24 protein-coding genes and 1 other RNA gene are annotated in these 23,066 nt (G+C 66.2%); 13 read left to right on the top strand and 12 right to left on the bottom strand.

Annotated features, from left to right (window positions below):
- Nucleotides 1–225 precede the first annotated feature (225 nt).
- From AMD14_RS21005 to AMD14_RS20995, 3 genes are all read right to left on the bottom strand, one after another.
- Complete coding sequence (locus AMD14_RS21005) at nucleotides 226–795, bottom strand: hypothetical protein (protein WP_003487382.1); 570 nt, start codon at nucleotides 793–795, stop codon at nucleotides 226–228.
- The gene (locus AMD14_RS21000) at nucleotides 792–1,508 is read right to left on the bottom strand and encodes a hypothetical protein (RefSeq protein ID WP_003487383.1); all 717 of its coding nucleotides are present in this window, start codon (nucleotides 1,506–1,508) and stop codon (nucleotides 792–794) included. Before AMD14_RS21000 ends, AMD14_RS21005 begins: the two co-directional genes overlap by 4 nt.
- 392 nt (nucleotides 1,509–1,900) lie before the next feature.
- Nucleotides 1,901–4,261 (bottom strand): S9 family peptidase, encoded by a 2,361-nt coding sequence (locus tag AMD14_RS20995; RefSeq protein WP_015463723.1) that lies wholly within the window; start codon nucleotides 4,259–4,261, stop codon nucleotides 1,901–1,903.
- Between the two features lie 586 nt (nucleotides 4,262–4,847).
- Here AMD14_RS20995 and AMD14_RS20990 point away from each other — a divergent pair.
- Nucleotides 4,848–6,191, top strand: coding sequence for an AMP-binding protein (locus AMD14_RS20990; RefSeq protein WP_015471438.1), 1,344 nt, complete (start codon nucleotides 4,848–4,850; stop codon nucleotides 6,189–6,191).
- A gap of 47 nt (nucleotides 6,192–6,238) precedes the next feature.
- Here AMD14_RS20990 and AMD14_RS20985 read toward each other — a convergent pair whose 3' ends face one another.
- The 3 genes from AMD14_RS20985 to AMD14_RS20975 form a co-directional block, all read right to left on the bottom strand.
- Nucleotides 6,239–6,583 carry a hypothetical protein gene (locus AMD14_RS20985; RefSeq protein ID WP_015463722.1) on the bottom strand — a complete coding sequence of 115 codons (345 nt, stop codon included), beginning with the start codon at nucleotides 6,581–6,583 and terminating at the stop codon, nucleotides 6,239–6,241.
- 200 nt (nucleotides 6,584–6,783) lie between these two features.
- Entirely contained in the window at nucleotides 6,784–7,791 is a 1,008-nt protein-coding gene (locus AMD14_RS20980; protein WP_005926462.1) for a chorismate transformation FkbO/Hyg5 family protein, read from the bottom strand.
- On the bottom strand, nucleotides 7,788–9,137 hold the full coding sequence (locus tag AMD14_RS20975) for an NAD(P)/FAD-dependent oxidoreductase (RefSeq protein WP_011052730.1): 1,350 nt from the start codon (nucleotides 9,135–9,137) through the stop codon (nucleotides 7,788–7,790). The genes AMD14_RS20980 and AMD14_RS20975 overlap by 4 nt, the downstream gene beginning before the upstream one ends.
- A 299-nt stretch (nucleotides 9,138–9,436) precedes the next feature.
- On the opposite strand from AMD14_RS20975, the gene xanC reads away from it, so the two are divergent.
- From xanC to AMD14_RS20925, 10 genes are all read left to right on the top strand, one after another.
- A complete protein-coding gene (gene xanC, locus AMD14_RS20970; RefSeq protein WP_005914783.1) occupies nucleotides 9,437–9,706 on the top strand; it encodes a xanthomonadin biosynthesis acyl carrier protein XanC in 270 nt (89 codons plus the stop codon).
- Between the two features lie 37 nt (nucleotides 9,707–9,743).
- Nucleotides 9,744–10,427: a COG4648 family protein gene (locus tag AMD14_RS20965; RefSeq protein WP_003487404.1), complete on the top strand. Its 684-nt coding sequence runs from the start codon at nucleotides 9,744–9,746 to the stop codon at nucleotides 10,425–10,427.
- Nucleotides 10,428–10,480: 53 nt separating this feature from the next.
- Nucleotides 10,481–11,230, top strand: a complete 750-nt coding sequence (locus AMD14_RS20960; RefSeq protein ID WP_011052728.1) for a lysophospholipid acyltransferase family protein — start codon at nucleotides 10,481–10,483, stop codon at nucleotides 11,228–11,230.
- An 11-nt stretch (nucleotides 11,231–11,241) separates the two neighbouring features.
- On the top strand, nucleotides 11,242–11,529 hold the full coding sequence (locus AMD14_RS20955) for an ApeI family dehydratase (protein WP_005914787.1): 288 nt from the start codon (nucleotides 11,242–11,244) through the stop codon (nucleotides 11,527–11,529).
- The gene (locus tag AMD14_RS20950) at nucleotides 11,526–12,500 is read left to right on the top strand and encodes a lysophospholipid acyltransferase family protein (RefSeq protein ID WP_011052727.1); all 975 of its coding nucleotides are present in this window, start codon (nucleotides 11,526–11,528) and stop codon (nucleotides 12,498–12,500) included. The genes AMD14_RS20955 and AMD14_RS20950 overlap by 4 nt, the downstream gene beginning before the upstream one ends.
- Nucleotides 12,424–13,071: a LolA-related protein gene (locus tag AMD14_RS20945; RefSeq protein WP_005914789.1), complete on the top strand. Its 648-nt coding sequence runs from the start codon at nucleotides 12,424–12,426 to the stop codon at nucleotides 13,069–13,071. Before AMD14_RS20950 ends, AMD14_RS20945 begins: the two co-directional genes overlap by 77 nt.
- Nucleotides 13,072–13,209: 138 nt before the next feature.
- Nucleotides 13,210–13,437 (top strand): hypothetical protein, encoded by a 228-nt coding sequence (locus AMD14_RS20940; RefSeq protein WP_011052726.1) that lies wholly within the window; start codon nucleotides 13,210–13,212, stop codon nucleotides 13,435–13,437.
- Nucleotides 13,427–13,654, top strand: a complete 228-nt coding sequence (locus AMD14_RS20935) for a hypothetical protein (RefSeq protein ID WP_011052726.1) — start codon at nucleotides 13,427–13,429, stop codon at nucleotides 13,652–13,654. The genes AMD14_RS20940 and AMD14_RS20935 overlap by 11 nt, the downstream gene beginning before the upstream one ends.
- Entirely contained in the window at nucleotides 13,644–16,010 is a 2,367-nt protein-coding gene (locus AMD14_RS20930) for an MMPL family transporter (RefSeq protein ID WP_011052725.1), read from the top strand. Before AMD14_RS20935 ends, AMD14_RS20930 begins: the two co-directional genes overlap by 11 nt.
- Nucleotides 15,997–16,428 carry a hotdog family protein gene (locus AMD14_RS20925; protein ID WP_005914792.1) on the top strand — a complete coding sequence of 144 codons (432 nt, stop codon included), beginning with the start codon at nucleotides 15,997–15,999 and terminating at the stop codon, nucleotides 16,426–16,428. The genes AMD14_RS20930 and AMD14_RS20925 overlap by 14 nt, the downstream gene beginning before the upstream one ends.
- 8 nt (nucleotides 16,429–16,436) lie before the next feature.
- Here the strand turns inward: AMD14_RS20925 and AMD14_RS20920 are convergent, their stop codons facing one another.
- Nucleotides 16,437–16,985, bottom strand: coding sequence for a hypothetical protein (locus AMD14_RS20920; protein WP_005914794.1), 549 nt, complete (start codon nucleotides 16,983–16,985; stop codon nucleotides 16,437–16,439).
- Between the two features lie 182 nt (nucleotides 16,986–17,167).
- Here AMD14_RS20920 and fabG point away from each other — a divergent pair, with 182 nt between their 5' ends.
- Both fabG and AMD14_RS24265 read left to right on the top strand, forming a co-directional pair.
- Complete coding sequence (gene fabG, locus AMD14_RS20915; protein ID WP_005923273.1) at nucleotides 17,168–17,899, top strand: 3-oxoacyl-ACP reductase FabG; 732 nt, start codon at nucleotides 17,168–17,170, stop codon at nucleotides 17,897–17,899.
- Nucleotides 17,900–17,958: 59 nt separating this feature from the next.
- Nucleotides 17,959–18,035, top strand: a non-coding RNA gene (locus AMD14_RS24265) — sX9 sRNA.
- A 3-nt stretch (nucleotides 18,036–18,038) separates the two neighbouring features.
- Here the strand turns inward: AMD14_RS24265 and AMD14_RS20910 are convergent.
- The 5 genes from AMD14_RS20910 to AMD14_RS20890 are packed head-to-tail and all read right to left on the bottom strand — an operon-like array spanning nucleotide 18,039 to nucleotide 22,934.
- Nucleotides 18,039–18,500, bottom strand: a complete 462-nt coding sequence (locus AMD14_RS20910) for a hypothetical protein (protein ID WP_015463721.1) — start codon at nucleotides 18,498–18,500, stop codon at nucleotides 18,039–18,041.
- A 24-nt stretch (nucleotides 18,501–18,524) separates the two neighbouring features.
- Nucleotides 18,525–20,147: an NAD(P)/FAD-dependent oxidoreductase gene (locus AMD14_RS20905; protein WP_011052723.1), complete on the bottom strand. Its 1,623-nt coding sequence runs from the start codon at nucleotides 20,145–20,147 to the stop codon at nucleotides 18,525–18,527.
- A complete protein-coding gene (locus AMD14_RS20900; protein WP_003487328.1) occupies nucleotides 20,144–20,965 on the bottom strand; it encodes a glycosyltransferase family 2 protein in 822 nt (273 codons plus the stop codon). Before AMD14_RS20900 ends, AMD14_RS20905 begins: the two co-directional genes overlap by 4 nt.
- Nucleotides 20,962–21,735: a beta-ketoacyl synthase chain length factor gene (locus AMD14_RS20895; protein ID WP_011052722.1), complete on the bottom strand. Its 774-nt coding sequence runs from the start codon at nucleotides 21,733–21,735 to the stop codon at nucleotides 20,962–20,964. The genes AMD14_RS20900 and AMD14_RS20895 overlap by 4 nt, the downstream gene beginning before the upstream one ends.
- Complete coding sequence (locus AMD14_RS20890; protein WP_003487327.1) at nucleotides 21,735–22,934, bottom strand: beta-ketoacyl-[acyl-carrier-protein] synthase family protein; 1,200 nt, start codon at nucleotides 22,932–22,934, stop codon at nucleotides 21,735–21,737. The genes AMD14_RS20895 and AMD14_RS20890 overlap by 1 nt, the downstream gene beginning before the upstream one ends.
- Between the last annotated feature and the right edge of the window lie 132 nt (nucleotides 22,935–23,066).

Here is a 23,066-nt window from a genome sequence, read left to right as displayed (position 1 = left end):
TCGCAGTGCGATGCGGGGATGCTGGTGCAGTGTCCTCCGCAACGATGGGTGCACGGCGTGTGCCGCGAGCGATGCAGGCGCCGTACAGTCGACCTGGGCTTGAAGATCGCCGGGCAATCGCACACGCAAGCTCTCAGTTTTTGATGCGCAACTGGCGAGCGAGGGGTATTTCGTTGCAAGGCAGCTGATCTGCTGCAGGCTGCAGCGTCCTTGCCCGCTCCCAAGTCACTCAGGTTGCGAAAATTCCGCGCGGACAGCGGGCGCGCACAACCGCCATGCCAGGACCGCATGCACGCAGCCGATCGCCAGCGCACCCAGGCCGGTGAGGACCAATGCCATCTGCTGGGTGGCCTGCAAACGTGCCCGCATCTGCGGCCATTCCGGGCTTTGCAGCACATCGGCGGGCAGTAGCGTCTGTACGCCGTCGAACAATGGTCCAATCAACGCCAGTCCGCCGAAATTGAGCACTCCGGTCACCAGCAACACCGCCACGAAGCCAAGCCTTGCCCACTCGCGCCGCTGCAGCAGCGCCCAACTCAACCAGCAGAACGCAGCCGAGAGCAACACGCCGGCGACGGATAAGGACAGCGCGTGATCGATCAGCCATTGCCAGGAGTGGGGCAGGGTGATGCCTTCGGGCAGACCTAGCGATGCCGCACCTGGCGTCAGTGCGATCATTGCGATCTGCACCAGATTGGCCAGCACGCCGACCACCCCCAGCAACAGGGAAACCCACGCCAACGGAGTGACGAAGCCACCGCGCTGCCGCGCCGATGCTGGCTGGACGGCGCTCATTGCAGCGATGCGATGTGGGCAGCCACCATCGCCTGCCCGGGGGGATCCAGCGCCGGTTGCAGTTGCGCGTACCACTCGGGCACTGCATCGGCTGGCAGACATTGGCGCAACAGCGGCGTACTGCGCTCAAGAAAGGCTTCGAGAAACGGCAGCCCGCGCACGTACAGGAAGTGGCTGTCGGTGATGGACATGCCGGCGTATGCCTCGCGCAACCATTCCAGATGCGGCAGCGCGTGCGCCCCATGGCCGGCGCGGGTGAGCGCGGTGAGGAAGCTGGTACGTGCGGTGGCGGGCGAGGTGGACCGCTCCTGCGCGTTGAGATCGTCGAAGATCAGCAACCACTGCTCGCCCTGCGCGATCTCGTTGCACATCACCGAGGTGGTTGCCAACTGCAGTGCGTTGTGTGCGCTGGGCTCCAGCTCGTACAGCGCCAGCCAGTACGGGTAGGCTTCGCGATAGCGGTCCAGCGCGCTCAACGACAGCGCGCACAGGCGCTGCGCGTCGGCACCAAGGTGGAGCTGCGTTTGCGCAGCGTTGTAGGCGCCGACATGGTCGCCGCGCTGAAACGCGCTCAGCGCCGGCTGCAGTGCGGGGTCGATCTCGGCCCCCGCCTCCGAGGCGTCTGCGGCAGCGACAGGCGCTGCCGTCGGTGCTGTGCGCGGCGTGTTTGCCGCAGTGCTCTTGCGTCCAAACAAACGGTCCCACAGGCCCATCGCTTCTTCCTTCCCTGCGCCCGTGGTGAGTGGAAGCGCCATCATGCCGGCGGCGCACCGGTCATGCGGCGGACCGGTGCAGCAACGCGCGCGCAGCGAGGGCGCGTTGCCGGTCCTGCGCCAAGCTTAGAGCCACTTGCGTAGCAACAGGTGAGTGCGAAGCAACCGACGCGCCGGTGTTGGTTTGCCTACGCACGTGCTGCATTGTTGATCCCGCTCGCAGGGCCGTCGCTGCGGATGCCGCATCAGGAACCTTGTGCGCCGTTGGTCAGGGCGGATCGTGACTGCGAGCTGGCCTGACCCCGGCGTCTGCGTGCAACACGCGCAACGCCCGAGCCCTGCGCGTGTCGTCCGCTTCCATCCAGGGACAGACACGCGCAGTTTCGCCGGCTTTAGGGTTTCACCTGCTCGTTGAACAGTTTGAGGATGCGCTTGTACTCGTCCAGCCATGAATCGGCACGCGTAAAGCCGTGGCGTTCCAGTGGATACGGCGCCACCTGCCAGTTGTCCTTGTGCAGCTCCATCAACTTCTGGGTCATGTCGACCGAGTCCTTGAAGAACACGTTGTCGTCGATCATGCCGTGTGCGATCAGCAGATGGTCGCGCAAGCCCTCGGCGTAGTTGATCGGTGAGGACGTCTTGTAGGCCTCCGGATCGAGCTCGGGCGTGTTGAGGATGTTGGAGGTGTACTCGTGGTTGTACTGCATCCAGTCGCCGACCGGGCGCAGCGCCGCCCCGGCCTTGAACGTGCCGGGGCTGCGGAACAGCGCCATGTAGGTCATGAAGCCGCCGTACGAGCCGCCATAGATGCCGACGCGTGCGCGATCGCCCTGCTTGGTGGCGACCAGCCAGTCCAGGCCATCCAGGTAATCTTCCAGCTCGGGGTGGCCCATGTTGCGATAGATCGCCGTGCGCCAATCGCGGCCATAGCCTTCGGAGGCGCGATAGTCCAGGTCCAGCACGATGTAGCCCTGCTGCACCAGCAGGTTGTGGAACATCTGCTCACGGAAATACGGGGTGTAGCGTTCGGAGACGTTCTGCAGATACCCGGCGCCGTGCACGAACATCACGATCGGATAGTGCTTGCCCGGCTCCGGCGTCTTGGGCCCGTAATACTTGCCCCACACCGTGCCGGCGCCATGTTTGGAAGGCACCTGCACGTACTGCGGCGCAATCCACGGCTGCGCCTTGAAGGCCGGCGTGCGCGTGTCGGTGAGCACGGTGGCCTGGCCACCTGCGGCCGGCACCACCGCCAGTTGCGTCGGCAGATAACTGCCGGAGTAGCGCACCAGCAACTGCTGCCCGTTGGGCGACAGGCTGTAGCCTTCCACGCCGTTCAACGCCGTGATCTCGGTGAGTTGATCGTTGCGCAGATCGAGCTTGCAGACTTCGTAATCGCCCGGCCATTTCTGGTTGCACAGGAAGAACATGCCGCTGCCATCGGCGCTGGGCACGGGCATCGACACTTCCCACTTGCCGCGCGTGCGCTGGCGCGGCTTGCCGTTGCCTTCCACGGTGTACAGCTGCGAATAGCCCGACTCTTCCGACAGCAGCCACAGCGTGCGATTGTCGGGCAGCCATCCGAAATCGTTGAAGTCCCAATTGATCCAGGCGCTATCGCTCAAACGGTGACGCGGCTGCAACCTGGCGTTGTCCAGGTCCACGCTGGCGATCCAGCGGTCCTTGTTGTCCACCGCGCGAATTTCCACCGCCACGTTGCGGCCGTCATCGCTCCAGTGCACGGCCGGCCCGCTGCCGTCGCCATCGCTTTCCACGCGCACCGCGCGGTTGCCCTTGAGCGGGTCGCGCTTGGCGGCCTTGCGCAAGGCCGCCAGCGGGTCGGTGGCGATGCCGGGGAGCGGATCGAACGACAGCGATCTGGCTGTGCCCGCGCCGACATCCACCAGCCATAGCGCATGCGCTGCCGGTGCGTTGCGGCCCACACGTGTACGTACTTCCTGGAATTCTTCGTAACCGGATTCGGTCACGTATTTGGGCATCTTGCCGGCCTGGCCTTCGTCGGCGCTCTTGGCCTGTGTGACCACCAGCAGATGGCGGCCGTCCGGCGACAACGCGCTGTCGACGATCTCCACCTCATCGCCCAGATACACCGGCGCTGCCGCACGCGTGGCATCGGCGCGGCGCCAGGCATCTTCCTGCGTGCGCAGCGCGTCGCGTTGCTCCTTGTCGCGACGCAAGGTGGCCAGCGTCGCCAGTTGCTGATCGCGCAGCACATCGGCCTTTGGGGCGGCGTTGGGGTCGCGCTCGGCCTTGACCACCGCCACCTGCGCGGTGCCGCCGTCGGCGCGCCAGTGGTACCAGTTGTTGCCCGCGCGCCAGATCGCACCGCCGTCGCTGGCGAACTGCGGACGCGATTCGATCTCGTTGCTGCGGGTCAGCTGGGTCAGCGCACCTGTGCGCAGATCGCGCAGGAAGATGTCGCCGTTACGTGCGAACAGCATGCGCTGGCGGGTGGCATCGTAACTGGGGTTTGCCGCATCCAGGCCGGCGCGCGCGGCATCGGCCACACGTTCGGCAGTGCCACCGCCGGTGCCCTGGCGATAGGTGTCGCGCACCGGGCTGCCATCGCGCTTGAGCAGGTATTGCACCTGTTTGCCGTCCCATTGCCACCAGGCCTGATCCACCGACGGCCCGATCCAGTCCGGGTCGGCCATCGCCTGTTCGATGGTGAGCGGGGCGGCAGACTGCGCATGCGCAGCGGTGGCCAGCAGCAGAAGGGTCAACGGCAACAATCTAGGCATCGGACACGGCTGGACGCAAAGGAGAGCGCGCAAGCCTAGCAGTTCGCCTTCGTGGCAGGCTTGGGCCACAGGTCATGCGTGCGTGGCTGCATGCAGCCGCCGATAACATCTGCTAGCGCGCGATGAGCGGGCGCGACCATGATCGAGCGCTGCGCAAGGCATGCAGTTGCAGAGCAAGCGGTACGCGGCATCAGCAAGGTAGGACGCGACAGCAAAATGAACACTTCAACTCCACGGCACTGGTAAATCCGCGCGCGACTGACAAGCGCAGACGAGCGCAGCGAAAATCTCGCGTGGAAAACCCACCTGCGCAGCCGCGCCGCACGACTGCCATCCACACCTGCAGCCGACCGGCGTATCGCAACGCCCAGCGCAACCACGCACTGGCGAAGACCCGCCGAGCGCAGAGATGATGATTGCCGTGCCGCACAAGGCGCGCGCGGTACACGCAACTGGCCCGTCCCCCCATGCCACGCCCTGGCGGCGATCAACTCCGCGTGTCGCTGAGGAAAACCCCCGACTTGCCAGCAGCGCAGGTGGCGGCCAAGCTAGCGCGCTTTTGCGACCGTCGGTTTCCATGTCCAGCCTGCCTGCTCCCGCTGTTTCCCATCCGATGGCTGTTGGTGCGCCCGACCGTCCGCTGGCCTGGCGCGCGGGGCAGTCGGTCGATCTGGCGACCTTCATTGCACACGTGCACGGCCTGGCGCGACAGCTGCCCGCGGGCAGCCATGCGGTGAATCTGTGCGAAGACCGCTACCGTTTCATGGTGGCGTTCTATGCGTGTGCGCTGCGCGGGCAGGTCTCGCTGCTGCCGTCTTCGCGCGCGCCGGCGGTCGTGGGCGAAGTGCAGGCGCGTTACGCCGATACCTATTGTCTGGGCGATCTGACGCTGGAGTTGGCGCCGCCGCGGTATTGGCAGCTGCCGGCCGAGTTGCCGCAGGCCCAGGGTCCGATTCCGCAGCTGGCCGACGATGCGCTGGTGGCGATCGGTTTCACCTCCGGCAGCACGGGCAGCCCGCAACCCAATCCCAAGACATGGGGCAGTTTTTTGACCAGCACGCGCCAGGATCTGGTCGCGCTGCAAAGCCTGTGGACGCACGCCGATGCCGTCCCGCACGTGGTTGCCACGGTGCCGCCGCAGCACATGTACGGCATGGAATTGTCGGTGCTGCTGCCGATGGTGACCACGCTGGCGGTGCACGCAGGGCGGCCGTTCTTTCCGGACGACGTGGCACGTGCGCTGGCCGATATTCCCGCGCCGCGTGTCCTGGTGACCACGCCGGTGCATCTGCGTGCGTTGGTCGAATCCGGCGTGGCGCTGCCGCCGCTGGCCGGCATCGTGTCGGCCACCGCGCCGCTGGCGCCGGAGATCGCCGCTGCCGCCGAAGCGCGTTTCGGCGGTGAGGTGCGCGAGATGTTCGGCTCCACCGAAACCTGCGTGTTCGCCGTGCGCCGCACCGCGCTGGAAGCGGCGTGGACGCCCTTGCCCGGCGTGCGCCTGGAAACCCAGGCTGCAGGCACGCTGGTGCATGCGCCGCATCTGGCCACGCCGGTGCTGCTGGCCGACATGATGGACGTGGCCGACGACGGCCGCTTCCAGGTGCGCGGCCGCCAGGCCGACCTGCTGGAAATCGCCGGAAAACGCGCATCGCTGGCCGATCTCACCCGGCGCTTGCTCGCCATTCCCGGCGTCATCGACGGGACCATCGTGCAGCTCGCGCCCGACCCCGGCCAGGCGGTCGGTCGCATCGCTGCGCTGGTGGTCGCCCCCACCCTCGACGAAGCCCAGGTGCTGGCCGCACTGCGCGTCAGCGTGGACCCGGTGTTCCTGCCGCGCCGCCTGCGCAAACTCGCCGCCCTGCCGCGCAACGAAACCGGCAAGCTGCCGCGCGATGTGGTGCTGGGATTGCTCAACGGCTGAGCGTGACCTGCCGCGTGCGCCGTCGTCGGGCGCTGCGTCTGTCAGGATCAGCTTGGCGATGGATGGCTGCAGACATAACGCGAAAAACGTGCCAGCAAGCGCGTTTGCTGCAGGGCTTCGAGCGTTGCTTCCACCTGGCAGCTCAGGCCATTGCGATCGGCGCAGCGTGTTGCCGCAGTATTCGCCGCCTCCAGCCGTGTGCGGGTGCGTGGGCGCAACTGCGCTTCAAAGGTTTCTTGCGCAAAATCCAGATCGCCGGGCGTGATCGATCTGGCGTGCCTGCCAGGGCACAGGCTGTCGGTTTGCGTCGCGAAGGTTTCGAATGACTGGCCGACAAGCAATTGGGGGCCGGCTGGAACGGACACCGCCAATACGATCGCAAGCAACAACATGGTCGGCCTCTGCGCGCAATGCTGAGAGGCCAGCTTAGAAGCAGCGGTGTGCTGGCATTTGTCAGCGGCTGTCTAACGCTTTCGACAAGCGGTGTTGAACGCGCACAGCGCAGGAATGCCTGCGTCACGTCAGCCCGCATCGCGCCATCCGTTGGCGCTGCTCAAGCGATCGCCGCAGATGGCCTCCGCGGCAGGCGGCATCACCCATGCACCCCATCGATCTCCACCGCCAGCTCATCGCGGCAGATCACCGCGTGCAGCAGCAGGCGCGGAACCGCATCGCCGAAGCGGGCGTCCAGTGCCTGCGCAACCCGGGGCAGGTCCTCGCGCTCGCGCACATAGACCTTCAGGCGGGTGCCGGCGCCGAACTGCGCGGGTAACGCAGGTGCCTGCTGGCGCGCGGCGCCGAGCAGGGCGTCGAAGTTGGCGAAGGTTTCTTCCAGCTGCGCCAGCAATTGGCCGGTGTGCATCGAGGCGTGGCCCACCACGGCAGCGGTGCCTGACAGCAGCAACGGCATGTCGCTGCCGGCCGGCGGCAGCATGGCACGGGCGAAACTCGGTGACTGCGGGCCGTACTGGCGCGGGTAGTGGTAGGCACTGACCTGGCGCGGGTTTTCCAGCGGCGTGCCGGCATTGGCGGCGGCCAGCCAGTAGATCTGGATGATGCGCTCGGCATCGCAACGGCCCACGGCGGTGGCGGCCGGCAATTGCGCGGTGTCGAATGCGCCCAACCCGCGTGCACGGCCCACGCAGAACTGCCGGTAACGTTCGCGGTCGCCGCTGCCCAGGGTGATGGCGTCGAGGTAATTCCAGATCCGCAGCAACCGTGGCGTCTGGCTGTTGCTGACGAAGGCGGTGATTTCCGCATACGCCCGGGCGGCGGCTTCTTCGATATCGACATCCTGCTCGTCGATCTCGATCACGCCGAACTGCAGGTGCCCATCGCTGGACCAGGCGATGTTGCCATCGCGGCCGCTGCTCACCGGCGCATCGGTGCGCCACACTTCCAGCACGCTGGCCTGGTACGGCTGCAGCGGCACGCGCAGATAGCGCGGGTCGTGCAGGCGCGGCGCCGCATCGCCGAAGCCGAACACGGCCAGCACCTGCGGGTCGGTCAGCAGCACGGCAGGGTCGGTCTGGTCGACATAGTCGACCTGCAGCCGGGGGTGGCGCACGGCGTGCGTGGTCTGGGCCTGGGAAGCGGTCATGGAGCGTCTCGTTGTTGCGTGTCGCGTTGCAAGGTGTCGCCGTCGAAGCCGAGCTTGGCCTGACGCCGGCGATGGCGCCACGACTGCCAGGCGCGCGGCATCATCGACAAGGCGGTGAGTGCGTACAGTGCGCGAAAGGCGCGCAGGCGGATGCGGACTTTGGGGGCGTCGAACACATCGCCGGCCAGCATCGCCACCACCGCCTGCTCCAACTGCCAGGTGTTTTGCGGCTGCGCGAACAAGGCGCGCATGGTGGGCGAGGTGAAGCGGTAGATGAACCACTTGAATTCATCCACGCCGCGCGCAAGTTCGCGCTGCAGGGCGCGCTGCAGTTTCGCCTCCGACTGCGGTGCGCGCAGTGCGGCATCCACCATCGCCGCGCCACGTTCGGCGCCGTGCATGGCCAGGAACACGCCAGAGGAAAACATCGGGTCGACGAAGGTGTAGGCATCGCCCAGCATCAACCAGCGCGGCCCGGCCATGCGCGTGCATTCGTAGGCGTAGTTACCGGTGGCATGCACCGGCGCCACGCGCTCGGCGCCGAGCATGCGCGCGCTGAGCTCGGCGTTGAGCGCCAGCGTGCGCATCAAGAAGCCCTCGCTGTCGCCCTGGCGGGTCTTCATGTAGTCCGGGTAGCAGACCGCACCCACGCTCATGATGTCCTCCGGCAGCGGAATCAGCCACATCCAGCCATGCGCATGCCGGTAGATGCTGATGTTGCCGGCATCCTCGCCCGGGCGTCGTGCCACGCCGCGGAAATGGCTGAACAAGGCGGCCGATTGATGCGTTGCATTGGCGCGTTTGAGCTTGAGGCGGTTGCCCAGGAAGGTGTCGCGGCCGCTGGCATCGAGCAGATAGCGCGGGCGGAACTGCTGTACGCCACCATCTGCCGTGCGTGCCTGCAGCACCGGGTGTTCGCCGTCGAAGGCGACCTGCTCCACGCAGACCTGCTCGCGTGCATCCACGCCCACCGCACGCGCACGCTGGAACAGCACATGGTCGAATTGCGCACGCGGCACCTGGAAGGCGAAATCGGCCTTGGCATCGAGCGCGTGCGAAAAACGGAATGTGTTGTAGCCGCCGCTGTCGTTGGGAAAATCCGCCCCACGCTTCAGCACGCCGATGGCGCGCACGTCTTCCAGCACGCCGAGGCGTTCAAGAATCGGCATGTTCATCGGCAGCAAGGATTCGCCGATATGAAAGCGCGGGTGCTGTGCCTTCTCGAGCAGGGTCACGGACCAACCGAGCTCGGCAAGTGCGATGGCCGCGGTGCAGCCAGCCGGGCCGCCGCCGACGATCAGGACATCCGGACACTCCGGTCCGGGAGCCGGCCCGGCTGCCGGCATGGCGGTCGGGGTGAGGCGAACAGCGGTGGAAGTCATCCTGGAACGAACCTGCGGCGGGCGAGCGTCATGCAGTCATGATAGCCTGACCGGCGGCCCGGCCAGCTGTGGCCCGCCGATCCATATGTGAAGAACGACGGCAGCAGGCAGGCGCCGGCCAGCCGCGCGGCAGATGCTCGGATTGGCAGCGGCGGCAACGTACACTACGGCCCGACGCGACGCCCATGCCTGCCGATGGTCGCCCGCGCTGCTCTTGCTTGTTCTCACTCTTGTTGTCCGACCCTGACCTGTGGAAATCCTGGATGTCCTCGCAAACCGCTGCCGAACGTGAACTGGCCGAACTCCTGGTCGAAAGTCTGAACCTGGAAGACGTCCAGCCCGCCGACATCGATCCGGAGGCGCCGTTGTTCAATACCGGGCTGGGGCTGGACTCGATCGACGCACTGGAACTGGCGCTGGCGATCAGCAAGCGCTACGGCTTCCAGTTGCGCTCGGACAACGACGAAAACCGTCGCATCTTCGCGTCGCTGCGCGCACTGTCGGCGCATGTCCAAGCCAACAAGACCGTCTGATCTGCCAACTGCGCCATCCCCCGACGCACCCGCGTGGGTGCTGGGGCTGGGCGTTCTGCTGGCGGTGGCGTATTCGCCGCTGGCGCATTGGGCCAATGCCAGTCACCGCCCGGAATTGGCCGTCATCGCCGGTGGTTTGCTGGTGCTGATGGTGTTGATCGAACCGATGGTTGCGCGCCGGCCCTGGGCCTGGGCGTTGGCGCTGCTGCTGCTTGCCGGGCTGGGCGCGCTGTGGCATTCGCCGTATGCGATGTTGGTGCTGGCGGCGCCGCCGGTGGTGTTTACCGGTTGGGTGGCCTGGTTTTTCGGGCGCAGCCTGCGGGCCGGGCGCACGCCGCTGATCACGCGCATTGTTGAAGGCCTGTACGGCCAGGCCGGCATGCCGATCACGCCCGAACAACGCCGCTACACGCGCCGCCTCACGCTGGCCTGGGCAGTGCTGCTGTGCGGCCTGACCCTGGCCAATCTGGTGCTGGGTCTGTGCGCCGAGCCCAGCGGCGTGCTCGCGCAGCTGGGCCATGCCTCGCCGCTGCCGATCAGCGACGCGCGCGCCTCGTTGTTCGCCAACCTGCTCGCCTATGGGGTGATTGGCGGCTTCTTCGTTGCGGAATATCTATTGCGCGGTCGCTGGTTTCCACAGCGCCCCTATCGTAATCTGCCAGACTTCTTGCGTCAGATGGCGCGGCTCGGGCCGGATTTCTGGCGCGATCTGCTGCGCTGAGTGCGTGGCCTGGGGCAGCGACGGACGTGCATATTTTCGGGGGCAAGACAAAAATGCCGTTGGCAAGGATGCCGCCGCGCCTGGCGTGGGCTGGGTTCAACCTGTTGCAATTGGCGTTTACGCTGGCCTTTACCGCTGGCGGGATCGTCTACGCGTTGGTATTGCTGGCGATCACGCGCGATGCCGACCGAATGCTGCGCATGGGCAGCTGGATGTGGTCGCCGGTGCTGTTCCGTGGTGCGGGCGCCACCGTCATCGTGGAAGGGCGCGAGCGGGTGGATTGGTCCAAGAACTATCTGTTCGTGAGCAACCACCAGTCGATCATCGACATCTGTGCGCTGTTCCATGCCTTGCCGGTGCCGCTGCGCTTCTTGCTCAAGCAGGAAATGCGCAAGGTGCCGTTCGTGAACTGGTATGCGCATGCCGCCGGCATGCTGTTTCTGGACCGCGACAGCCGCAGGGCAGGGGCGCTGGTGCGGCGCCAGGCTGCTGCACTGCTGCGCGAGGGCAAACAGTTGTGTCTGTTTCCCGAAGGCACGCGCAGCCGCACCGGCGCATTATTGCCATTCAAGGCCGGACTACTGCAGGCCGCTATCGATGCTGGCGTGCAGGTGGTTCCAGTGGCGCTGGATGGCTGCGGCAAGGTCTTGCCGGTCGATGGCCTGTTCAGGGTGAGGCCGGGCATCATTCGCGTGCGGATCGGTGCGCCGATCGCGGTGACCGGGCCGGATGCGCCGGATCGCCAACAATTGACCGAGCAGGCACACAAGGCCGTGGCTGCAATGCTTCAACCCAGGATCTGAGTTCCACGCTTATGGATTTCGTTGTGCCGCATGATCATCCCTGCCTGCCCGGACATTTCCCGGGCCGTCCCGTGGTGCCTGGCGTGGTCGTGCTCGACCATGTGCTGCAGGCAGTGGAAGCCCTGCATGGTCCGCGCGCGGCCATGCGCCTGCCGCAGGTGAAATTCGTGCAGCCGTTGCTGCCCGGCCAGACCGCCTCGGTCACGCTGGAAGGCGATGGCCCGCGCTGGCGCTTCCGCGTGCAGCGCGCCGAGGCGTTGCTGGTCAGCGGCGAACTGGTGGCCGAGGCAGCGCCATGAGCAAGCATTGGAAACAGCGTCCGGAAGGTGGCGGGCGCTTTGCGTTGTGGCTGATCCGCGGCATTGCACGGCACGCCGGGCGTGCGGTGGGGCGTGCGCTGCTGTACCCGATCACGCTGTACTTCCTGCTGGTGCGTGGCCCAGAGCGCGCCGCCTCGCGTGCCTATCTGGCGCGGGTGCTGGGCCGCCCGGCCACGCTGCGCGATGTGGCGCGGCACATCCATACCTTCGCCTCGACCATCCTGGACCGGGTGTACATGCTGTGCGGGCAGATGCAGCGCTTCCGCGTGGACATCGCCGGCCTGGATCAACTGCACGCGCAAATGGATCGCGGCCGCGGCGTGCTGATCTTCGGCTCGCACCTGGGCAGCTTCGATGCGCTGCGCGTGCTGGCCACCGAGCGCCCGGACGTGCAGGTCAAGGTGGTGCTGGACAAGGCGCACAACCGCGCCATGACCGACCTGCTGGGGGCGCTCAATCCGCAGCTGGCCGCCAACATCATCGACGCCGGCATGGACGCGACCTCGATCGTCATGGCGATCAAGGAGGCCACCGATGCCGGTGCGCTGGTGGCGCTGCTGATCGATCGCCCGCGCGAAGGCGACCCGGCGCTGCCGGCGATGTTCCTTGGCCGCAATGCGATGTTCCCGACCTCGCCGTGGCTGATCGCCGCCGCGCTCAAGGTGCCGGTGGTGCTGGCGTTCGGCCTGTATCACGGCGGCAATCACTACGAGCTGGCGTTCGAGACCTTCAGCGAAGGCCTGGACGTGCCACGTCGTCAGCGCGCCCCGGTGCTGGCGGTACTCATGCGCGATTACGCTGCCAGGCTGGAACATTACACCTGCTACGCGCCGTACAACTGGTTCAACTTCTACGATTTCTGGAACACCCACCATGCCGATGTGCCGCACCCTGCCGTGGATGCTGATACTGCTGTTCAGCGCCGCACCGCTATGCGCCGCACCGCCTGAGACGCTGGACGTCGGGCAGGTGCTGCAGCGCCTGGCGCGCCCCGCACCGGTCAGCACCGAATTCGTCGAATTGCGCGGCTCGGCCTTGCTGAAGACGCCGTTGCGCGTGGAGGGCCACTACCGTCGCCCGGACGCGCAGACGCTGGTGCGCGAGGTCAGTGCGCCATACCGCGAAACCACCACGCTGACCGGCGACGAAGGCGTGCTGGAACGCGAAGGCAAATCGCCACGCCGTTTCTCGTTGAGCCGCGTGCCCGAGCTGGCCGGCTTGAAGTCCGGATTCGGCGCGTTGCTGTCCGGCGACCGCGCCCTGCTGGAGCAGCACTACCGCGTCAGTGGGCAGGGCCAGCCACAGGCCTGGCAGCTGACCCTGCAGCCCAAGGACGCCGCCGTGGCCAAGCAGGTGCACGAATTGCGCCTGTACGGACGCAACGACGAACTGCGGTGTATCGAAAGCGTGCCTGCCAAGGGCGACCTGCAGCGCACCCTGCTGGCCGGTGCAGCGCGCGCGGCCGCCGGCGTGACCGATGCCGCCGCGCTGACCACGCTTTGCCACGGCTCGGGCGCGTGACCGCGCGCGGGATGGTTGCGCCGGTCGTCTCTAACCACATCACACTCTTCGCAGCTGAAACGCGCACGTTGCCAATAACGACCGATGCCGCGCGCGCGGCCGGCGGGCGTTCGGCCGCTGTAGCAGGACACGTACACCATGTCGCTTAAGTTGAACGCAAACCGCCGCATCGGCCTGGCACTGTTGTGGCTGGCCTTGCTGGCAGTGGCCGGATTCTGGTTGAGCGAGACGCTCAAGGTCACCGGCGACCTGCGCAAGTTCATGCCCGCCCTCAGGAAAAACAACGCGTCGTTGCAGCCCGATGCCGCGCGCGCGGCCAGCGGGCGTTCGGCCGCTGTAGCAGGACACGTACACCATGTCGCTTAAGTTGAACGCAAACCGCCGCATCGGCCTGGCACTGTTGTGGCTGGCCTTGCTGGCAGTGGCCGGATTCTGGTTGAGCGAGACGCTCAAGGTCACCGGCGACCTGCGCAAGTTCATGCCCGCCCTCAGGAAAAACAACGCGTCGTTGCAGCCCGATGCCGCGCGCGCGGCCAGCGGGCGTTCGGCCGCTGTAGCAGGACACGTACACCATGTCGCTTAAGTTGAACGCAAACCGCCGCATCGGCCTGGCACTGTTGTGGCTGGCCTTGCTGGCAGTGGCCGGATTCTGGTTGAGCGAGACGCTCAAGGTCACCGGCGACCTGCGCAAGTTCATGCCCGCCCCGCGCACGCCGGCGCAAAAACTGCTGATCGAAGAACTCGGCGAAGGCCCTGGATCGCGGCTGCTGCTGATGGCGTTGTCCAACAACGATCCGGTCACCTTGGCCGAGCAGTCGCAGCAACTGCACCAAGCGCTGTCCGCACAGCCGGCGCTGTTCGAACTGGTCGGCAATGGCGGCAATGCCGGGTTGGAGGCGATTCCCGAGCGCTTGCTGCCGTACCGCTATCTGCTCAGCGACAGCTTCGACAAGACCCCGCTCGACGCGCGGACGCTGGAAGCGGCGTTGCAGGCGCGCGTGCAGGATCTGGGCTCGCCGGCGGCGGCCATGGTGGAGCCGTTGTTGCCGCGCGACCCCACGATGGAAATCCTGCATCTGGCCGACACCCTGCAGCCGGCAGCGATGCCGCGCACGCGCAATGACGTGTGGTTCGATCGCGCAGGCACCTCGGCGCTGTTGATCGTGCAGACCCGCGCGGCAGGCTTCGACCCCACCGGCCAGCAGCTGGCCTATGACGCCGTGCAAGCGGCGTTCGCGAAGGTCAGCAAGGGCACTGCCACCCGGCTGACGCTGACCGGGCCGGGCGCATTCGCGGTGGAAATCACCGCGCGCACGCAGGGCGAGGCGCAGTGGATCGGCACGCTCGATACGGTGGGCCTGGTGCTGCTGCTGCTGGTGGCCTACCGTAGCTGGAAGATTCCGGTACTTGGCGTGTTGCCGCTGGCCAGCGCCGGTCTAGCCGGCCTGGGTGCGGTGGCGCTGCTGTTCGACGGCGTGCACGGCATCACCGTGGCATTCGGCTTCACGCTGATCGGTGTAGTGCAGGATTACCCGATCCATCTGTTCAGTCATCAGCGTCCCGGTCTGGATCCGCGCGAGAACGCACGGCATCTGTGGCCGACGTTGGCCACCGGCGTGGTCTCCACCTGCATTGCCTACGTGACCTTCCTGTTCTCCGGCGTGGACGGCTTGCGGCAGCTGGCGGTGTTCACCATTGCCGGCCTTGCCACCGCCGCGGTCACCACGCGCTGGCTGTTGCCGGCCCTGATCGATCCGGCCCCGCGCGACTACGCGGACTCGCGCGTGCTGGCGGTGCTGTGGCGTGGCATTGCGCGCCTGCCGCGGCCACGCATCAGCCTGGCGGCGATGGCCGTGATCGGCATTGCGGTGATCGTGTTCGCGCCGGGGCAGTTCTGGCAAAACGATCTGTCGAAGCTAACCCCCGTGCCGCCCAAGGCATTGGCGCAGGACACCCATCTGCGTCAGGAACTGGGCGCGCCGGACGTGCGTTACGTGCTGGCGCTGCCGGCAGCCAGCGATGAGGCGGCGCTGCAGGCCAGCGAGCAATTGCGCCCGCGTCTGGATGCGCCGGTGCGCGCTGGTGCGTTGCTCGGCTACGACATGGCGGCACGCTATCTGCCCAGCGCCAAGACCCAGCGTGCGCGACAGGCCGCCTTGCCCGATACTGCGCAGGCGCGCGCGCTGACCGAGCGCGCAGTAGCCACCACGCCATTCCGCAGCGATGCGTTTGCGCCGTTCCTGCAGGATCTGGACGCCGCCAAGCGCGCCGCACCGCTGCTACCGAAGGATCTGAGCGGCTCGCCGCTGGCCACGTCGGTCGGTGGCTTGCTGCTCGGCCGTGGCGATCGCAGCACCGCGCTGGTGTCGTTGACGGGCCTGCGCGATCCGGCGGTGTTGGCGGCCGCCGTGCAAGGCAGCGGCGCGCAATTGCTGGATCTGAAGGACGCCTCCGAATCGCTGGTGGCCGCCTACCGCGGACGCGTGCTCGGTGCGCTGGTCCTGGCTGCCTTGTTGCTGGCAGTGACCGTGGCGATCGCACTGCGCAGCCCGCGCCGCATCGTGCGCGTACTGCTGCCGATGGCGCTGACGACGGTGCTGATCCTGGCGATCCTGCGCGGCACCGGGGTGGAACTCAATCTGTTCCATCTGATCGCGCTGATCCTGGCCGCCGGTCTGGGCCTGGATTACGCGCTGTTCTTCGATCATGCCGGCGACGATCACGCCGACCAACTGCGTACGCTGCATGCGTTGATCGTCTGCAGCCTGATGACGCTGCTGGTATTTGCGCTGTTGGCCGTGTCCAGCATCCCGGTCTTGCGTGCCATCGGCAGCACAGTGGCGTTGGGCGTGTTGTTCAATTTCATTCTGGCCTTGCTGGTGTCGCGCGAACCGGCGCTGGAACGCACCGCGAACGGAGAACCGCATGCAGGGACGTGACGCAATCGCTGCGCTGATTCCGCACCAGGGCAGCATGTGCCTGTGGGAAGAAGTGATCGAGTGGGATGCGCAGCGCATTGTGCTGCGCAGTCACGCGCATCGCAGCGATGCGCATCCGTTGCGTAGCAACGGGCGTTTGCGCGCCCTGCATCTGTGCGAATACGGCGCGCAGGCCATGGCCGTGCATGGCGGGTTGCTGGGCCGCAAATCCGGCAAGCCGGTACGCCCGGGCATGCTGGTAGCGCTGCGTAGCGTGGAGGTGCACGTGATGTATCTGGATACCTTGCCGGATGCGATCGAGTGCCAGGCGCAGGTGTTGATGCAGGGCGAGGACAGCCAGCAATACAGTTTTCGCCTGACCCATGGCGCGCAATTGCTTGCCGAAGGACGCGCCACCGTGATGCTGGGCGCGCCCTGAGATCAGCTTCAGGAGGCGGCGGGTGTCTTGCTTGCAACCAGCGCGCTCAGGTTGGCGACGCTGGGCAGGCGGTGCGTATACAGCCGTGCGATATCGCCGCCGCTATGTACGTGTTCGAAATGCTCCAACCCGATAGAGAGAAATTCCGGATTGTCATCGCGCGCCGGCTTGATCTCGCCTACTTCAAGTGCCTTCAATGCGCTGATCCAATGGAAGGACCGACCGGCATCCTGACGATTGAAGTAGGCGTACCAGACCGGAATGCGGAATAGCCGTTCGAACGCCACCGCACGTTTGAGCTCGCTCTCGTACGGAAGGCTGTAACAGGCCTGGTTGGCATGCTTGAACTGGACGTAGTTCTTGACGTCAATGGCGATCAAGCCGATCGACTCCAACAGCATCAGGAAATCCGGGCGTTTGACCGCTGTGCCGAATAATGGCGCGAAGGTGTCCGGCGCTTGGCAAATGGCCACATAGCTGAAGCCATGCAGCTGCAGCCATGCATTCATCGCGTCCTCGCCTTGCTTGCCAAGGCCCGCCAAGTTCGCTGCACTCATCTCGTGTCGTTCATCGCTGCCCGTGTTCGAAAGCTACCAGTCGGATTCGAAAGCGCTCAAGCGGCAGCGGTCGGATTTGCGGCATGGTCAGGCAAATACGCGAGAAGTACCAAGAGTCCGTCCTTCAGCGGGCAGCTTGATCTACGATAACGCTCCTTCTCTGCTCATATGGTTCGTGGCTTATGAACTCATCTGCACGACGCGCACTCGTTACCGGCGGCAGCGGCGATCTTGGCGGTGCGATCTGCCGCCACCTGGCTGCGCAGGGCCGGCATGTGATCGTGCACGCCAACGGCAACCTGGCGCGTGCCGACGAGGTGGTTGCCGCGATCGTGGCCGATGGCGGGAGCGCACAGGCAGTGGCCTTCGATGTGGCCGACGCGCAGGCAAGTTCGGCGGCGCTGGAGAGCTTGCTGGAAGCTGGCCCGATCCAGATCGTGGTCAACAACGCGGGCATCCACGACGACGCGCCGATGGCAGGCATGAATGTCGAGCAGTGGCATCGCGTCATCGACGTGTCGCTGCACGGTTTTTTCAATGTCACCCAGCCGTTGCTGCTGCCGATGGCGCGCACGCGTTGGGGCCGCGTCGTCAGCGTGTCGTCGGTGGCGGCCGTGCTGGGTAATCGCGGGCAGACCAACTACGCCGCCGCCAAGGCCGCCTTGCATGGTGCCAGCAAGTCGCTCTCGCGCGAAATGGCCAGCCGCGGCATCGCGGTGAATGTGGTCGCGCCCGGCGTGATCGAAAGCGACATGGTCGGCGACAGTTTTGCGCCGGAGGCGATCAAGCAGTTGGTGCCCGCCGGCCGCGTCGGCAAACCCGATGAAGTGGCCGCGCTGGTCGCCTTTCTGTGCTCGGACGCGGCCGGCTACATCAATGGCCAGGTGATCGGCGTCAATGGTGGGATGGGCTGAGGGCGGCTACCGATACGACTGCGCTCACCGCCAGGGCGCGGTCGGTGCTCGGTATCGGCATGTACCACTCGGACACTGTGGTTCTGAGTGCGCCGTCCACACCCACCTGATGACTGCTCGCTACGTTTTGGTAGCCGCTCTAAATCGCATCGAAGTTGATGTAGCGGCATTCTCCGCGCATCACGGATGCCTTGGTGATGAGAACCTCATCACCAGCGCGACTGAACGTGTGGATGTATTCCAGCTTTCCTGAGGATGTCTTGAGAAAAGTGTAAACCTCGGCAGTCTTCCCAGGATAAACAACCAGAATGGATAACGAACTGATGCCCCGGCTTAGAAGCATTACCTGTGCTCCTTCCTCGCGAGCTGACACTATTTCCTTGCGAACATCTACATAGATCAGGTCGTAATCATCACCCTGTCTTGAGAGTTTGGTCAGACCGCCAGTGATCCTTTCATCGTTCCAGCCGCTGTCTTTTGCCGTGATGATGCCTGTTTCGGCGTAGTAGCCTTTCCCTGCGGGATTTGAGCATGAGGCAATCTCCGCAGCATAAGTCGGTGTGCTAAGCGCAATCGATATAGCGAAAAAGGTAAGTTTCATGGCGCACACCTAATTCTGTAGGCCTCACGCCGCGTCGGCGTACCAGGTTGCGGTAAGAATCGCCTCGCCGTTGGCGCCGGCAGTCAACGACTCCAGGCCGTAGTCGGGCAGGTCCGGGTAGCGTTGACGTGCCTGTTGCAGGATCTCGCGCGCCAGTACCGCCATCTGCGCGACATTGCCGTGGATGCGTGCGACAAACGCATCATCGTCGAGCGTGTCGTTCAAGGCGCCATTGAGTTCGTTGAACCAGCCGATCAGGTATTGGTCCAGCAGCCGTCCGCTGCCGGCCGCGATGCCCTGGGCGGCATTGCGCACGCCCCATGCATGCAGCACCTGCTGCATTGCCAGGTTCATGTCGCGCGCGTGCAGGAAGTCGTTCTTCATGCGCGAGAGCAGACTGAGATGGGCGATGCGCCCGCTGCAGAACAGCGGCGCCAGCAACGACCAATAATAGGTGTAATCCCAGATCACCTTGACCGGCATGACCTGCTCGTCGCCGAACAGCGCGTACTGATCCTGATACAGCGTCAGCGTGTTTTCGTAGAACGAGAAATACAGCTGCTGGTACAGCTCCACGTACGGGCTGAGCGACTTGCCGGCGCGGTCGCGGCCGATCAATTCGCAGATGTAGGTATTGGAGATGGCGATGAAGTCGCTGCCGGGCGAATAGAACGGGTCCAGGAATACGCCTGCCTCGCCGGTCAGCGCCCAGCGCTGCGACGAGAACACCTGCTTGCAGCCATAGGAGAAGTTGCGCAGGAACAGAAAGTCCTGCAGCCGGTAATCGGCCTGGTCGAGCGTGGCGGCCACCTGCGGCTGATGCGTGCGCAGCCAGGTCATCGCCTTCTCGTGGGTGTTCATGCTCTCCAGCGGATGCTGGTCCGCATCGCAGACGATGCCCAGCGAATGCGCACCCGAGGACAGTGGAATCAGCCAGAACCAGTAGCCCGGCCCGCACATGTGATTGGTCGAACGCCAGCGGTCCGGCGGCGTGCAGCGTTGCAGCCAGCTGCTGTCCTGCGACCAGCCGTTGGGGTCGATCAGGCCTTCCACACGCCACCACACGGCATTGGCGTTGTGCGCGTTGTCCTGCGCCAGGCCGAGCTTGCGCTTGAGCAGGCCGGCGCGTCCGCTGGCATCCACCACCCAGCGCGCACCCAGCGTGCCCGGCGTGCCATCGCGTTCGAAGCGCACGGCGTGGTCGGTGTCGTCTTCGGACAGGTCCACGCCCTTGACGCTGCAGCTGTCGATGAAGGCGATGCCCTGCGCACGCGCACGCTCGCCCAGGAAATTTTCGAAGCGGCCGCGGTCGATCTGCCAGGACGGCGTGGGCAGGATCTTGCTCACGCCCAGTTCGGTGCAGCGGTCGATGTCGTGGCGTTGGTCGGAGAAGAAGAAGCGAAACCCGAACTTGCGGATCTGCTCGGACTCCAGATGCTCGCGCAGGCCCAGCACGTCGGCAAAATAATGTGCGCCGATTTCCACCGTGGATTCGCCGACCTTGAACGCGGCTTCGCGGACCGGATGCGCGCGCCGTTCCAGCACGGTGATGGCAAGCTCCGGATCGCGCTGCTTCAGTTGCAAGGCCAGGCTCAGGCCGGCCAGGCCACCCCCGGTGATCACGACATCGGCGCGCTGCGCATTCATGAGGAGTGATTGCTCTTGGTGACCGCAGGGACAGTAGCAAATTCGCCATCGGGATCGTCAACGATCACCGGGTTGGCGCGCACGCGGCGATATTCGCGCCACACATGGCCGTATGCCCACACCTGTTTGACCACGTGCGAGGTGATATTCCACAGGTCGCGAACCAGCCGGAAATGGCTCTTGCGGAAGGTGCCAGGCGAGGTACCGGCGTAGCGGGTTTCGATCGGCACGGCGACTACGCGCGCGCCGGCCTGGCGCGCGGCCGAAATCAGCAGCTGCGCTTCGAACACGAAGCCCTCGCCGGGCACGTTGGGCAGGGTGAACACCGAGGCCGGATACAACCGTTGGCCGCTTTGGCTGTCGATCAAGCGGAAGCCGCACCCCCAGGCAATGCCCCAGTCGCCGAAATCGTTGCCGATGCGGCGGATGGTGGGCTGGGTGGCGCGCTTGCGCATGCGCGCACCGATGATCACGCAGCCCGGGTGGCGGTTGGCGGCGGCCAGCAGGCGCGGGAAATCGGCCGCCTTGTGCTGGCCGTCGCCGTCCATGGTCATCACCGCGCGCATGCCAAGACGCTGTGCTTGCGCAAAGCCACTGCGCAGTGCCGCGCCCTTGCCCATGCGCTGCGGGTGACGGATCAGCGTCACCGGCATGCCGGCGATGCACTCGGCGGTGCCGTCGTCGGAGCCGTCGTCGATCACGATGACGTGAGAGCAATAGGTCAGCGCGTCGGTGACCACTTCGCGGATGCGCAGCGCCTCGTTCAAGGCTGGCACCAGGATGGCGGTGTCTTCGCGGCTCAGCGGTTGCCGGCTCATTGCCGGACCTCCACGCGCAGCACCCGGCCCGGTGCGGCATGCAGCGCCACGCTGCCGCCATTGCCGGCCAACAGGTCCAGCAGCGGCAGCATCGGCGCCATTGCATTGCCGGCGATGTGGCGCGACAGCGCGCCATCGCCGGGCGAGGGAGCGCCGTCGTCCAGATGTGCGTGCAGCTGCGGCTTGCCGGCCTGGCCGGGCGTGCCCAGCACCAATGCGCTACCCAGCAGCCCCAGGCTGGGGGCGACGCGCCCTAGCGGCCCGACCGAACGGGCGTCGTAGCTGGCCAGCAGCACGGCCTGCGCGCCGGCAGCGCGCTGCACCAGCGCTTCCAGCAGGCCCTGCGCGAAGCTACCCAGGCTGGCGCTCATCGCCGTGGCCGGGGTCATCGCGCCGGCGCCGATGGTCCAGTAGCCGGCTGCGGCGTTGTGTACCGAGTTGTGGAACTTCGTTGGCGAAATCGCCAACGGGTCGCTGGCCAGCGTGGTGCACATATAGTCGGAGATGGCCAGATCGCCGTAAGTAGAGGTAAAGATCGACGGCAGGCTGGCCGGATCGCGGCCGGCGGCGCCACAGGCGGCCAGCGCAGCTTCCAGCGACACGGCCACCGTGTCCGGCGCGCGGCGGCGCTCGTTGGCGGCCAGCAGCTGCGGCGCCGGGCGGGCGGGGGTGTCCTGCAGCGCGCCGCCGCGTGCGAAGGCGCTGGCAGCGTCCCAGTTGGGCAGACCCTGGGTCCAGAAGCCGATCCCTTCGATGGTCGCGGCCAGCATCAGCGGGCCCGCCCGAACAGCAGCGAACAGTTGTTGCCGCCAAAACCGAAAGAGTTGTTCATGGCGTAGTCGATGCGGGCATGGGCGTTGTCGAAGCGGATTTGCGGGCCACAGGCCGGGTCGGGGATATCGCTGTTGAGCGTGCCGGGCAGCACGTCGTCGCGCAGCGCGAGCAGTGCGATCACCGATTCGACGATGCCCGCCGCACCCAGGGTGTGGCCGGTCCAGGCCTTGGTCGAACTGGCGTGCAAGGTGCCGGGGAAGATCGCTGCCACTGCGGCGGCTTCCACGCTGTCGTTGGCCGGCGTGGCGGTGCCGTGCAGATTCAGATAGCCCACCGCGGCTGGCTCCAGACCGGCGCGGTCGAGCGCACCGCGCATCGCCAGCTGCGCGCCCAGCCCTTGCGGATGCGGGGCCGACATATGGTGCGCGTCGCTGGATTCGCCGTAGCCGTACAGCCAGAGCGTGGCATCCGGTGCGGCGGCCGGGCGTTCGAGCAGCGCAAAGCCGCCGGCCTCGCCCAGGCTCAGGCCGACCCGGCGTGCATCGAACGGCTGGCACATCTCCGGCGCCACCACCTGCAGCGAGTTGAAGCCGAACAGCACGCTGCCGCACAAGGTGTCCACGCCGCCGACCAGCGCCGCATCGATCACGCCGGCATCCATCAGCCGCGCCGCCTGGGCGAACACCTTGGCGCTGGACGAACAGGCCGTGGCCACGGTGACGCACGGGCCACGCAGGCCGGTGGCGTGCTGCACGAAATCGCCCAGCGAATGCGGGGTGTGCACGATCGGGCGATTCAGATCCTCGGGAAAGCGCGCACCGTCGGCGTCGTCGACCAGCCGCGTATACGCTTCTTCGCTGGCGCCGATGCTGGACGTGGAGGTGCCGATGATCACCGCCACGCGCTCGGCGCCGCAACGTTGCGCAGCGGCCTGCACGGCCTGCGCCATCCCGTCCTGCTGCAGGGCCAGCCAGGCCAGGCGGTTGTTGCGGCAATCCCACTCTTGCAGAGAATCGGGCAGTACAACGTCTTCAACGCCATCGACGCGGCCAACCCAGCAGGGCAGCAGCGGTTGCGGGCCGAAATCGTTGCGACGCAGGCCGCTGCGGCGAGCGGTCAACGCGGCGGCCTGGGCGGCGAGCCCGGCGCCGAGCGCGGTGGTGGAAGTGAACGCGGTGACGGCAACCGGGGCCATCTGGGACGAATGCTGCGCTTGGCTCACGATGGTCTGGCTGGCAAAAAGTGCGGCCAGTATATCGATGGCGCGCGTGGGTCCCGTGGACGGCGCAACTGAACGTCACAGTCATGTCGCTGACGCGGCTGGGAT

It is taken from the genome of Xanthomonas citri pv. citri, assembly GCF_000961215.1.
Classification (GTDB): domain Bacteria; phylum Pseudomonadota; class Gammaproteobacteria; order Xanthomonadales; family Xanthomonadaceae; genus Xanthomonas; species Xanthomonas cissicola.
Note: the sequence above shows the minus strand (reverse complement) of the source record. Positions and strands in the feature narration are given on the sequence as shown.

Bases quoted from the DNA above. Each gene is read 5' to 3' on its own strand.
- AMD14_RS20920 (WP_005914794.1), bottom strand. From the start codon at position 16,985: ATGAGTGCAGCGAACTTGGCGGGCCTTGGCAAGCAAGGCGAGGACGCG.
- AMD14_RS21005 (WP_003487382.1), bottom strand. From the start codon at position 795: ATGAGCGCCGTCCAGCCAGCATCGGCGCGGCAGCGCGGTGGCTTCGTC.
- fabG (WP_005923273.1), top strand. From the start codon at position 17,168: ATGAACTCATCTGCACGACGCGCACTCGTTACCGGCGGCAGCGGCGAT.
- xanC (WP_005914783.1), top strand. From the start codon at position 9,437: ATGTCCTCGCAAACCGCTGCCGAACGTGAACTGGCCGAACTCCTGGTC.
- AMD14_RS20925 (WP_005914792.1), top strand. From the start codon at position 15,997: ATGCAGGGACGTGACGCAATCGCTGCGCTGATTCCGCACCAGGGCAGC.
- AMD14_RS20935 (WP_011052726.1), top strand. From the start codon at position 13,427: ATGTCGCTTAAGTTGAACGCAAACCGCCGCATCGGCCTGGCACTGTTG.
- AMD14_RS20960 (WP_011052728.1), top strand. From the start codon at position 10,481: ATGCCGTTGGCAAGGATGCCGCCGCGCCTGGCGTGGGCTGGGTTCAAC.
- AMD14_RS20895 (WP_011052722.1), bottom strand. From the start codon at position 21,735: ATGCTGGCCGCGACCATCGAAGGGATCGGCTTCTGGACCCAGGGTCTG.
- AMD14_RS20980 (WP_005926462.1), bottom strand. From the start codon at position 7,791: ATGACCGCTTCCCAGGCCCAGACCACGCACGCCGTGCGCCACCCCCGG.
- AMD14_RS20975 (WP_011052730.1), bottom strand. From the start codon at position 9,137: ATGCCGGCAGCCGGGCCGGCTCCCGGACCGGAGTGTCCGGATGTCCTG.
- AMD14_RS20910 (WP_015463721.1), bottom strand. From the start codon at position 18,500: ATGAAACTTACCTTTTTCGCTATATCGATTGCGCTTAGCACACCGACT.
- AMD14_RS20940 (WP_011052726.1), top strand. From the start codon at position 13,210: ATGTCGCTTAAGTTGAACGCAAACCGCCGCATCGGCCTGGCACTGTTG.
- AMD14_RS20905 (WP_011052723.1), bottom strand. From the start codon at position 20,147: ATGAATGCGCAGCGCGCCGATGTCGTGATCACCGGGGGTGGCCTGGCC.
- AMD14_RS20955 (WP_005914787.1), top strand. From the start codon at position 11,242: ATGGATTTCGTTGTGCCGCATGATCATCCCTGCCTGCCCGGACATTTC.
- AMD14_RS20890 (WP_003487327.1), bottom strand. From the start codon at position 22,934: ATGGCCCCGGTTGCCGTCACCGCGTTCACTTCCACCACCGCGCTCGGC.
- AMD14_RS20900 (WP_003487328.1), bottom strand. From the start codon at position 20,965: ATGAGCCGGCAACCGCTGAGCCGCGAAGACACCGCCATCCTGGTGCCA.
- AMD14_RS20930 (WP_011052725.1), top strand. From the start codon at position 13,644: ATGTCGCTTAAGTTGAACGCAAACCGCCGCATCGGCCTGGCACTGTTG.
- AMD14_RS20990 (WP_015471438.1), top strand. From the start codon at position 4,848: ATGTCCAGCCTGCCTGCTCCCGCTGTTTCCCATCCGATGGCTGTTGGT.
- AMD14_RS20985 (WP_015463722.1), bottom strand. From the start codon at position 6,583: ATGTTGTTGCTTGCGATCGTATTGGCGGTGTCCGTTCCAGCCGGCCCC.
- AMD14_RS21000 (WP_003487383.1), bottom strand. From the start codon at position 1,508: ATGGGCCTGTGGGACCGTTTGTTTGGACGCAAGAGCACTGCGGCAAAC.
- AMD14_RS20945 (WP_005914789.1), top strand. From the start codon at position 12,424: ATGCCGATGTGCCGCACCCTGCCGTGGATGCTGATACTGCTGTTCAGC.
- AMD14_RS20950 (WP_011052727.1), top strand. From the start codon at position 11,526: ATGAGCAAGCATTGGAAACAGCGTCCGGAAGGTGGCGGGCGCTTTGCG.